Here is a 9,431-nt window from a genome sequence, read left to right on the forward strand (position 1 = left end):
GATCGGGATCGACGCACCCGGCGTGAGCGTCAGGTTTCGCAGCTTGCGGTACTCGCCACCGCCGCCACCGCCCGCACCCTGCTGGCTTCCGACGGAGCCACCGCCCCCACCGCCGCCGCCGATCGCCTCGATCGAGTTGTCCGCGTTGTTCCAATCGTTGGGAACGACCCAGGTCGCATTGCCGGTGATGACGACCTGCGCGGCGTCGGCGACCACCGGGAAACCGAGGCTGATCAGAAGCGACAAGGCCGCGATCTTGACTCGGGTCAATCCACTCGAACGCTGGGCACGCGAAGACACGGCATCGAACATGGTCAATTCCTCAACCAACCAAGGCGGCAAAATGTGTGAGATGTGATGAGACGCAGCGGCCGGCTATTGCGGCCGCTGACTTGTCACGGTCGCGCGTGTCAGACGACCGAGGTACCAATACGAGGTGTCGTTGGCATAGACGTTGGACGTGATCTTGCTGAACCCGTCGGAGGTCGAGACGACGACCTGGGTCGCGTTGCCGAACCCGTCATACTGGTTGGACGTCGTCACCGTCGGCACTGCGGACCCGTCGAGGTCCGAGCTGCTCGATGTACTCTGCGCCAGGGACACCCGATACGGCGCGCTGGACGGCGAGATCGTCGTCGACCCGCTCGCGTTCATGAACTGATATGTGTTCGTGGATTGACCGAGCGTCTGTGATCCGAGCGTCCGCGCCGCCGATGCGACCATCCCGATATAGGGGAAGTCCTGCCGGTAGATTGTCGTATCCGCTATCCCGGTCTGCAGGTCCCTGACCGTGACCTGGCGGAAGCCAAGCAGGCCGCGGCCGGTCAGATCAATCTTGGCGCCTGCGTAATTGTACGTCGAGCTCGATGTACCGCCAACGCCATTGGATGCATCGACCCGTGACACCACGAAGAATGGAGCCTGTAGGTCCTGAACCGGATAGGTGCTGGTGGAGTCCCTTGTGTAAACACCTGAATTAGTCAGCGGCGAATAGCTGACGTCAACCGTCGCACCAAGACCGCTGGTGATCCTGGAAATGACATCTCCGGTCGAGCCGTCTGCCGTGACAGTGAAGACATTGGTGCCAGACGCCATCGAGAACTCGACCCGGCCGTCTCCATTGAAGTCGCCGACCTGGGCCCAGTAGTTCGCCGTCGGAGGCGAGCCGAAGCCCCAGCCGTTCGGCATGTTGACCGTCCGATAGGTGAAGGTCCCATCGCCATTGCTCAGGAATTGGTAGATGTACGGGCTCGAACCACCAATGACAGCGAAATCGGTCCTGCCGTCCGCATTGAAATCGCTCGAGAAGGACATGAACGTCGTCCCGGGATTTGCGCCAAAATCCCATCCGTTGGAAATCTGAATCGGGATATAGTCAAACGTCCCGTCGCCGCGGCTCTGCATTTCGTAAATCTGCGGCCCGTGCAGCATGATCAGGTCTGACTTGCCATCTCCGTTGAAATCACCACTGATCGGGAGGTAAGTCGTCCCACTCTCAGGCGAGAAGTTCCACCCAGTAGGCAACGTGAAACCAATATAGGTGAAGGTGCCGTCACCGTTTCCGAGAAATTCATAGATGTTAGATCTGGCACTACGATTGGAATCGAAGACCTGTGAACCGCCGACCATCAGGAAATCAGTTTTGCCATCGCCATTGAAGTCGCCGGAGATCGGCATGTAGAGATCGGAAGGCTTCGTCCCGAAATTCCAACCGCCCATGAACAGCGTCTGACCAGCAAACGTCCCGTCGCCGTTGCTCAGAAACTCATAAATATACTGTCCGCTCAGTAGGAGGAAATCCGATCGGCCGTCGGCGTTAAAGTCGCCGGACACAGCAACGAAATTGTCACTCGGCTTGCCAAAATTCCATCCATTCGGACACGGAAACGTCACGCCGGTGAACTGGCCATTTCCATTGCTCAAGAAGACATAAAGATACGCACCATTTAACAGCGCAATATCCGTCTTTCCGTCTCCATTGAAGTCACCGCTGATATTCATATAATTGGACATGAACAGTCCAAAATTCCACCCATTCGGCGCCGACGAGTTTGCAGCCGAGAAACTGCCGTCGCCATTTCCGAGAAACCCAAGTACGGACGTCCCGGCGATCAGCAGGAAATCGTTCTTTCCGTCGCCGTTGAAGTCGGCAGAAACCGGCCCTCCGACGAGATGAGCCAATTGCGCCGCAATGTTTGATAAGAAAGAGCCCGATGTCGACACAGCGGGCGACCCCAGGTTTTCTCCGTTGGGCAGGCTGGTCACCCGTCCAGAGAACGACAATCCACCGCCGTTTGCCCATTGGAAAGATGTCGCCGGCAGGCAGCTGCCCGAACCTCCGCAGACGCGCACCGACGCGATCTCCGACACATTGCTGGTCGGGCTCTGCTGATAAGTCAGCTGATAGTCGGAAACCAACGTCCCGCCGGTGAATGTCTTGATGTTGGTCAGCCGAACCGCCGTGCGAACCAGAGAGCCCGCCTGGTAGTGCTGAATCGGATCGGGGCGGGAGGCGTAGACGAACCCGACCGAGTTGTACGGCGCGACGCCGGAAGCAGCATTGCCGGTATAGTTGATCCAGCTCGGCACCGACTGCCCGGTCGCGGCATCGGTCGTGTATGAGACGGAGAAGTAGTTGCCCTTGGTGTCGCTGACCTTGTTGACGCCCCAGGCTCGCGCCGTGGTCTTGCCCTGAGCCAGAACCTGCGAATCCGTCGTCCGGCCGAACTCCATGACCTGGCCGGCCTTGGTGCGCACCTCGAACCAGGCCGGTCCGTTGCCTGCAGCACCGTGCGAGACGATTCTGGAATAGGCGTCGATCTCGGTGCGATATTCGGCATTGTCGGCCCCGTAAGAACCGCTCACCAAAATCAGCCGCTGCCCTTCAAGACAGAAGCGATCGTTACCGTCGAAATTGACGCTGCCCAGCACACCGTCCTGCGCGATCGTCCTCTGGCATCGGCCGATCGAGGGCAAGCCCCCCAGTGACCAGCCCACGCCCAGGACGCCATTGCCACCCTGGCTGCTGTAATCAAGCGTGAGCGAAGGCACGACCCCGGCCGTGCCGGAGGGGACGGCAATTGGAATTGAATAGGTCGCAGCCCCCATCTGGCCAACCGAAAACTGGCCAGGGAGCGACATCGTTCCGGCACCACTTAAGGTAGAAATCGAGAAGCAAAAAAAAGCGCCCAAGCCGATCCCAGCGGCTCGTCTCGCAAGTCGCCGCATGCCCTCGCCTCGACCGGCCCCAGTCGAACTACCGAACATCTCTGCCCCCGCAGTATCTGCATATTCTCAAACGAACAGACGTCATCCGTAATGGATGATCAACGGACAGTTCAATTGATTAACAACATGCGCGTCACCAGGGTCAAAAATTACAACCTTCGCCGATCGGATAGAAACCGGACTCGCTTCTCGCGAGCAAGAAAGTTCAGGCGATGCACGCCTCGATCGTCCTACGATCGAGTGTTCTACAACGCTGAGTGCTGACGAACGCCGCGCCAATCTTTCGCGCGCAATCGTCATGCCGAATCAGGTTGGTGTGTCACCACGTTTCCAGCCTCGGGATCGACGTGGCCCCACTGAGCAAAGTCGCCCTGCCGCCGGGCACCCTTGAGATGTGGGGCGCTCGGCTCCGTCCGGTGCACGATCATTCGTTGACCGCACCGCCGCCCACGCGCCCTACACACGCTCTACGAGACTTAGATTCTCGCACAATCGTTTGCCGCGGAGCCCAGGTCAGCCATCGCCGAGGCTTCACGAGCCTGCCGATCAAACGCGGCGAAGAGCTGATCGGCAACGACCAGTCGTCAGCCTCAGGCGACGCTGTCACCGCTCATGTTGCCCGCTGCTGGAGCTCAAGCGGGCTTTCTTCATCAACCATCTTTGTTCTGCCCTGCCCCGTAGGACGGCCGTTTGTGTCGCCTCAAGGAGAGCCCCCTCCGACCGGGTCCGCGCCTAGCTCTCTGCCTCCTCGCTCGAGCTGAGACGTTCGATCGCCTTGAGGTCATGAATCGTCACCGACGCGTACCTCGTCGTCGCGATTCCATCCTGCTCAAGGCTCTTGAGCAGACGATTGATCGTCTGGCGTCCGACGCCGATCATGACGGCAAGATCCTCCTGCGACAATCGCAGATCGATGACCAGCCCTTTCTTGGTCTGCCGTCCGTGACGTTCGGAGAGCCTCTGCAATTCCTGCGCAAGCCGGTGAAGCGGACGCCGATTGCGAAGAATGATCAGGTTCTGCATCGAGACGCGCAGGTGATCGCAGACCATTCGGACAAACGCGGAATAGTACTCGTTGCTCTCGTTGATGAGCGCCTCGAACCGCTCCTGGCTCACGTGAAACAGCACGGCCTTGCCAATGGCGAACGCGTCGTAGCCATAGGGACGTCCGTCGAGGGCCGAGGTGACGCCGATCCACGATCCAGGCGACGAGATCAGCAGGAAAGAGGGATTGCCGGACAGCGAAAAGCTGGTCAAGCGCACCTGGCCCGACACCAGGGCAATCACCCCGTCGCGAGAGTCGCTCGCCGAATAGATCAGGGAGTCGTCCGCGTTTCGAATGCGCCCCAGACGAAGGATGCTGTCCGCCAATGACGGGGGAAGGCCAGCAAACCACTTGTTCTTGCGCAGAACAGCCTTGAGCACCGCTTTGTTCATTCGTCGCCACACACATCAACGGGACTGTCGCTGTCGCGACATTCGTCATCCATATCAGTGTGGCGACGATCGATCGAGGTGACCGACGTCACCATGGCGCTCGCCTCGGGACACCGCGCGCCACCGAGGCGGTACAATGGTGCGCGTCAAACCTGTCGTCCGGCCGCCGCTAAATCGATTTCGCCTCGGCCTCGTAGACGGTCATGACGGGCGGCTTGGAGCACAGCTTGCCGACCTCTTGCACGAACAGCCGTGACTCGGGCCGGGCGAAATGCGCCTTGAGCGCGGCGGCATCGCGCCAGCGCTCGAAAAATCGCAAGCGGAGCGGATTTTCGCAATCAACCTGCACGACGTGCTCCACGCAGCCGTCTTCCGCGCGCGAGCGATGCACGTGCTCGAGGCTGACCTTGATCAGACGATCAAAGCTGTCTTCAATCCCGTCCACAGATCCCACAACAATGATCATCGCTTTTCATCCTCTCGCTTTGTCGTCTTCAGCAGGCGCCGGATGGCTGTCCTCGGCGAATGAATCACCGTTGCCGCGACGACGGGCCGCGCAACGTACCCAGCAGGATAGCACCGGAGAGCAGGTACAAGACTACGACCAAATAGAGGCGGTAGACCGGACTGCCCGTCGCCGCGGTGGTGAACCCGGTCACAGGCGGTGTCCCCTCGACAGCATCGATGTTCTTGCGCGCGCGGCGACCGGCGTGCCGGCCCTCCTCTCGGCGCCAACCTAGGGAAATTTTGTGCATCGATTGTCGCGATTGCGACAGTCTCGGCCGCGAACTGAGTTTGTCTCTCGGCGGCGTGAGAACGCCGGCCGCGCGACGGCGGCCGAGCCTTTCGCCCAACGGAATGGTGGATTGCCGTCCACCGGCGGCCGCTCTCGTGAAAGCGAAGACGGCCCTGCCGAACGAGGAAAAGCCGATGTCGTTGACCGCCGAGCAGCTCTTCGCAGTCAAGGGCCTCGTCATCATCATAACCGGCGCCGCCAGCGGACTTGGCCTGGCCATCTCACAGACCATGGCGGCCAACGGTGCCGACGTCATCCTCGTCGACAGGAACGAGAAGGAATTGAGACGGGTCAGCGAGGAGATCATCCCGGGAGCAGAGGTCGCGCCGGTCGATGTCGCAGATTCCGACGCCATCCGGCGGATAGTTGACGGCGTCGTCGCGCGCAAAGGCCGGCTCGACGTGATGTTCGCAAATGCCGGCATCAGCGGTGGAGCAGGCATTCGTTCGCCGCAGGGCCGCATCGAGAACGTCGATCTCGCCGCATGGAGCGAGGTTCTCGCCATCAACCAGACCGGTGCGTTCGCGACCCTGCAGGCCGCCGCGCGGCACATGAAGGCGCAGCGCAGCGGCCGGATCGTGGTCACGGCATCGGTTGGAGGACTGCGAGGCGCAACAGCCACCGCCTATGCCTATGCCGCCGCCAAAGCCGCGGTCGTGAACCTGGTCAGGCAAGCCGCGCTCGAGCTCGCCACGTTTGACGTCAAGGTCAATGCCATCGCGCCCGGCTTCTTCCGGACCGGGCTCGGCGGTGGCCGCCTGCTGGACGAGACCCACACCGCGCCGCTCGAGGCCATCGTTCCGATGCGCCGGCTTGGAATGCCCCACGAGATCGCCGGCGTCAGCCTGCTGCTGGCCTCGCCCGCTGCGAGCTATATCACCGGATCGATCTTCACCGTGGACGGCGGGATCACCGCGGCATGAAGCAGCTCGAGGGCAAGGTCGCGGTGATCACGGGAGCTGCGAGCGGCATCGGCCGCGCGTTGGCTGTTGCCTGCGCAGCCGAGGGAATGAAGCTCGTCCTCGCCGACGTCGACGGCGACGGACTTTCCGCCACGGGGGAGCTGATGCCGCGCGGGATCGCCGTGCGCACCACTCGGTGTGACGTATCCAAGATCAAGGCCGTTGAGCGTCTCGCGGAGCTTGCATTCGGAGACTTCGGCAACGTTCACCTGCTCTTCAACAATGCCGGCGTCGCGGCGCTCGGCCCGGTCTGGTCTGCGACTCCCGAAGATTGGCAATGGGTGCTCGGGGTCAATCTCCTGGGCGTCGCCAACGGGATTGTCAGCTTCGTGCCGCGCATGATGGCTGCGGGCGAGGACGGTCACATCGTCAACACCGCCTCGGGCGCGGGGCTGACCGCCGTGCCGGGGTCCGGCGTCTACTGCGCCAGCAAGCACGCGGTCGTCGCCTTGTCCGAGTGCCTTGCGAAGGACCTTGAGCTGGCAGGATCCGAGCTCAAGGTCAACGTGCTGTGCCCTTCGCTGGTCAAGACGGCCATTGCCGACTCCGGCAGACATCGGCCGGTCCATTTGGCTTCCACCAATCCGGACAGCGCACCGTATGATCGGCGGGTCCGAGCGGGAATGGAGGCATCCGAGGTCAGTGCCGGCGACGTGGCGCGGATGACATTGCAGGCCATCCGCGACGACCAATTCTACATCCTTCCGCATCCCGCGGTGCGGCTCCGCGTCGAGGAGCGGCTCCGCAAGATCCTCGGTGATCACAAGCCCCTCCAGACAGACGGCCACGTTGCGCCAAAGGACGAACCATGACCCATTCAGACGAGAACGCCGACCTCAGGGCACGACTCGCAGCGCTGGAGAGGCGCGTTGCCGAACACGATGATCGCGACGCGATCCGGACGCTGCGCTGTACGTACCACGAATACGTCAATCAGGACCGCGTAGCCGATCTGGCCGACCTCTTTGCGGAAAACGCCACCGTGTCCTATGGCGGTCGGCCATCCGTCACCGGCCGTGAAGCGATCCGCGACTTCTTTCTCAACTTCCCGATCAAATGGGCGCGCCAGTTCATTCACGCGCACGTCGTTGAAATCAATGGCGACCGCGGCAGAGGCTACAGCCATCTCGACGGGCGCCCCGTTCTCAACGGCAAAAGCCTCATGGTCGGCGGACGCTTCGATGATGAGTACGTCAGAGAAGATGGCCGTTGGCTGTTTTCCAAAGTCGTGCTGACCACCTGGTACATGGTCCCGGTCGAGCCGGGCTGGGAGGCCGCGGCAGCCACCAAGCCGGCGCCAGCGTGAGCTGGCGCAAGTCGACTTTGCTGTGTGAAACGTCACACGCAGGAGTGGTATGAAGCTAACACCGGCGCACCACTCACCTCGCCTGCCGGAACCATGTCAGACTGTCAGGCCTTGCGCGTTGAGGCGTTCACGGCACCGTCGCGCGATCATGGACGGTCTGGCCTTGCCGTCGCCGAGAATGGATCACGCGCTGCTCGACCGGAGGCTGCGGTCTGACCAGGCCGTCGAGGCCGTCGCGCAGGATGTTGACGAGCAGCTTGATCACCTGCAGCGTGGCGATCGCAGCCGTCGTGTAGGTCGGATTGATCCAGGACGTCGAGCAATCGAACGCGCCGTCCGCGCCCTGATGGCAGCCTGAGGCGAGCAGCATTGCCGTCGTGCCGGCAAGGCCGAGGCTGGCGACATTTGCAATATTGTGGAAGAGATTCGTATTCACTTGGTCCTCCATGCGTGGGCCCGGCTGCTGAGCCGGTGCGACGACGTAGTGCGGGCGCCTGAACCCGAAGCCGCATGGCCCGTTCCATCGCGGCCGAAAGATATTTGTCGCAGAGCGCGCCAGCGACCACACGACGGCGATCGCCGCTAGTTGCTGCGCGGGTGCGCCCGCACCTCCGCAGTCACCGGATGGTGATCAGATTCCCGCGGAACGTGCATCGGCCTTTTAGGTTGCCGAGCCCGCCGCGACGGTCGTCTGACCGCGGTGACGTTGCCGGACATGTCTCAGCCGTTGCTTCGGACGCCGCGTGAACGGCGATCCGGGTCGTGCGCGACGATGCCGGGTCATGATCGCAGGTCAGATCTTTCAACATATCTCGGAGACTGCAATGAACGAATGGATGAACATGTCCGCACTCGGGACGATGGTGCTGCAAGAAGGCGTGAAGTTTCTCTACGAGCAGGCGCTAATGGCGCTGCGGCGCAAGCTTGCGCCCCACGCGAATGCTCCACACGCTCCACCCCACCTGCCACCGGCTTTCGACAGTGCATCCGCGCCGCTGACCTATCATGTCGACAAGATCGAAGCGGTCGAAGAGCCGCTGCGCAAGCTGAGCCAGATGGCCTCGAAATGGGCCAGCGGCGCCGAGCCGATCAACCCCGCCGATCCCGAGTTCACGCGAATCGTTGCAGGCCTGCGTCTGGCGATGGAGCACGTGTTTCAGCAGCAGCTGACGTTCAAGGGTGAGACACGGGCTCATGACGGCGTGCTGGGTCATCCGCTGGCACTGGCCGAGTTGCTGAGCAAGATCCTCCCGCTCGGACGCTTGGCTGGAAACTCAGGCGCAGCGTCGGGCTCGCCCTTGCTCAACATCAAGATCCTCAGCCTCTAGTCCGGCCCTCGTTCAGGCCTTGGGATCACGGCCCGCACAGCCCGCGGGCCGCGATCGGCGCATTAAAGGCCGCACGAGCTGAGCGAACGCTCGAGCGCCGGGCACAGTTGGCGCGCGGCGCGACCGCGCGCCGCACCAGCCGACCGCCTTTGGTCGCCCATCGAGGTTGGCGAGCTAACAACGTCGTCTCCGGTCGTGATCGCATCCGGCCACGTGCAATCCAGCCCAAGCCATCATCAGCCCCGCGCGAAAATAACGCGCGATCCGTCAGGAACTCCTCGAAGTGCATTGGATTATGTCGCCCGCGCTCGGGAACCCCAGGACGTCTCGTAGACCCCGCGTGCCGCTCATCAGCACAGCTTTCGGATCAAGAG

General features: G+C 62.0%; 8 protein-coding genes and 1 pseudogene. 4 read left to right on the top strand and 5 right to left on the bottom strand.

What is annotated here, in order from left to right:
• The 4 genes and pseudogenes from BRAO375_RS19285 to BRAO375_RS19300 all read right to left on the bottom strand — a co-directional run.
• Positions 1-312, bottom strand: a pseudogene (locus BRAO375_RS19285) (hypothetical protein); the annotation flags it as partial.
• Positions 313-375: 63 nt separating this feature from the next.
• Entirely contained in the window at positions 376-3,228 is a 2,853-nt protein-coding gene (locus tag BRAO375_RS19290; RefSeq protein WP_244423222.1) for an FG-GAP-like repeat-containing protein, read from the bottom strand.
• 732 nt (positions 3,229-3,960) lie between these two features.
• A complete protein-coding gene (locus BRAO375_RS19295) occupies positions 3,961-4,665 on the bottom strand; it encodes a Crp/Fnr family transcriptional regulator (RefSeq protein WP_009029132.1) in 705 nt (234 codons plus the stop codon).
• Between the two features lie 169 nt (positions 4,666-4,834).
• A complete protein-coding gene (locus BRAO375_RS19300) occupies positions 4,835-5,131 on the bottom strand; it encodes a putative quinol monooxygenase (RefSeq protein WP_009029133.1) in 297 nt (98 codons plus the stop codon).
• Between the two features lie 218 nt (positions 5,132-5,349).
• Between BRAO375_RS19300 and BRAO375_RS19310 the strand changes: the two genes are divergently transcribed.
• From BRAO375_RS19310 to BRAO375_RS19320, 3 genes are read left to right on the top strand one after another with little or no spacing between them, the layout of a single operon-like run.
• Positions 5,350-6,384 (top strand): SDR family NAD(P)-dependent oxidoreductase, encoded by a 1,035-nt coding sequence (locus BRAO375_RS19310; protein WP_201767540.1) that lies wholly within the window; start codon positions 5,350-5,352, stop codon positions 6,382-6,384.
• Positions 6,381-7,235 carry an SDR family NAD(P)-dependent oxidoreductase gene (locus BRAO375_RS19315; RefSeq protein ID WP_009029136.1) on the top strand — a complete coding sequence of 285 codons (855 nt, stop codon included), beginning with the start codon at positions 6,381-6,383 and terminating at the stop codon, positions 7,233-7,235. Before BRAO375_RS19310 ends, BRAO375_RS19315 begins: the two co-directional genes overlap by 4 nt.
• Positions 7,232-7,729, top strand: coding sequence for a nuclear transport factor 2 family protein (locus BRAO375_RS19320; RefSeq protein ID WP_009029137.1), 498 nt, complete (start codon positions 7,232-7,234; stop codon positions 7,727-7,729). Before BRAO375_RS19315 ends, BRAO375_RS19320 begins: the two co-directional genes overlap by 4 nt.
• 127 nt (positions 7,730-7,856) lie before the next feature.
• On the opposite strand, the gene BRAO375_RS19325 is transcribed toward BRAO375_RS19320, so the two are convergent.
• Positions 7,857-8,165 (bottom strand): hypothetical protein, encoded by a 309-nt coding sequence (locus BRAO375_RS19325; protein ID WP_009029138.1) that lies wholly within the window; start codon positions 8,163-8,165, stop codon positions 7,857-7,859.
• A 346-nt stretch (positions 8,166-8,511) separates the two neighbouring features.
• On the opposite strand from BRAO375_RS19325, the gene BRAO375_RS19330 reads away from it, so the two are divergent.
• Positions 8,512-9,057: a hypothetical protein gene (locus tag BRAO375_RS19330; protein WP_244423223.1), complete on the top strand. Its 546-nt coding sequence runs from the start codon at positions 8,512-8,514 to the stop codon at positions 9,055-9,057.
• Positions 9,058-9,431 lie beyond the last annotated feature (374 nt).

Source organism: Bradyrhizobium sp. ORS 375, assembly GCF_000239775.1.
Lineage (GTDB): Bacteria > Pseudomonadota > Alphaproteobacteria > Rhizobiales > Xanthobacteraceae > Bradyrhizobium.

What these genes read in the sequence shown, in the direction of transcription:
- BRAO375_RS19300 (WP_009029133.1), bottom strand. Translation starts at nt 5,131, where the DNA reads ATGATCATTGTTGTGGGATCTGTGGACGGGATTGAAGACAGCTTTGAT.
- BRAO375_RS19315 (WP_009029136.1), top strand. Translation starts at nt 6,381, where the DNA reads ATGAAGCAGCTCGAGGGCAAGGTCGCGGTGATCACGGGAGCTGCGAGC.
- BRAO375_RS19310 (WP_201767540.1), top strand. Translation starts at nt 5,350, where the DNA reads ATGTTCTTGCGCGCGCGGCGACCGGCGTGCCGGCCCTCCTCTCGGCGC.
- BRAO375_RS19330 (WP_244423223.1), top strand. Translation starts at nt 8,512, where the DNA reads ATGATCGCAGGTCAGATCTTTCAACATATCTCGGAGACTGCAATGAAC.
- BRAO375_RS19320 (WP_009029137.1), top strand. Translation starts at nt 7,232, where the DNA reads ATGACCCATTCAGACGAGAACGCCGACCTCAGGGCACGACTCGCAGCG.
- BRAO375_RS19295 (WP_009029132.1), bottom strand. Translation starts at nt 4,665, where the DNA reads ATGAACAAAGCGGTGCTCAAGGCTGTTCTGCGCAAGAACAAGTGGTTT.
- BRAO375_RS19290 (WP_244423222.1), bottom strand. Translation starts at nt 3,228, where the DNA reads ATGCGGCGACTTGCGAGACGAGCCGCTGGGATCGGCTTGGGCGCTTTT.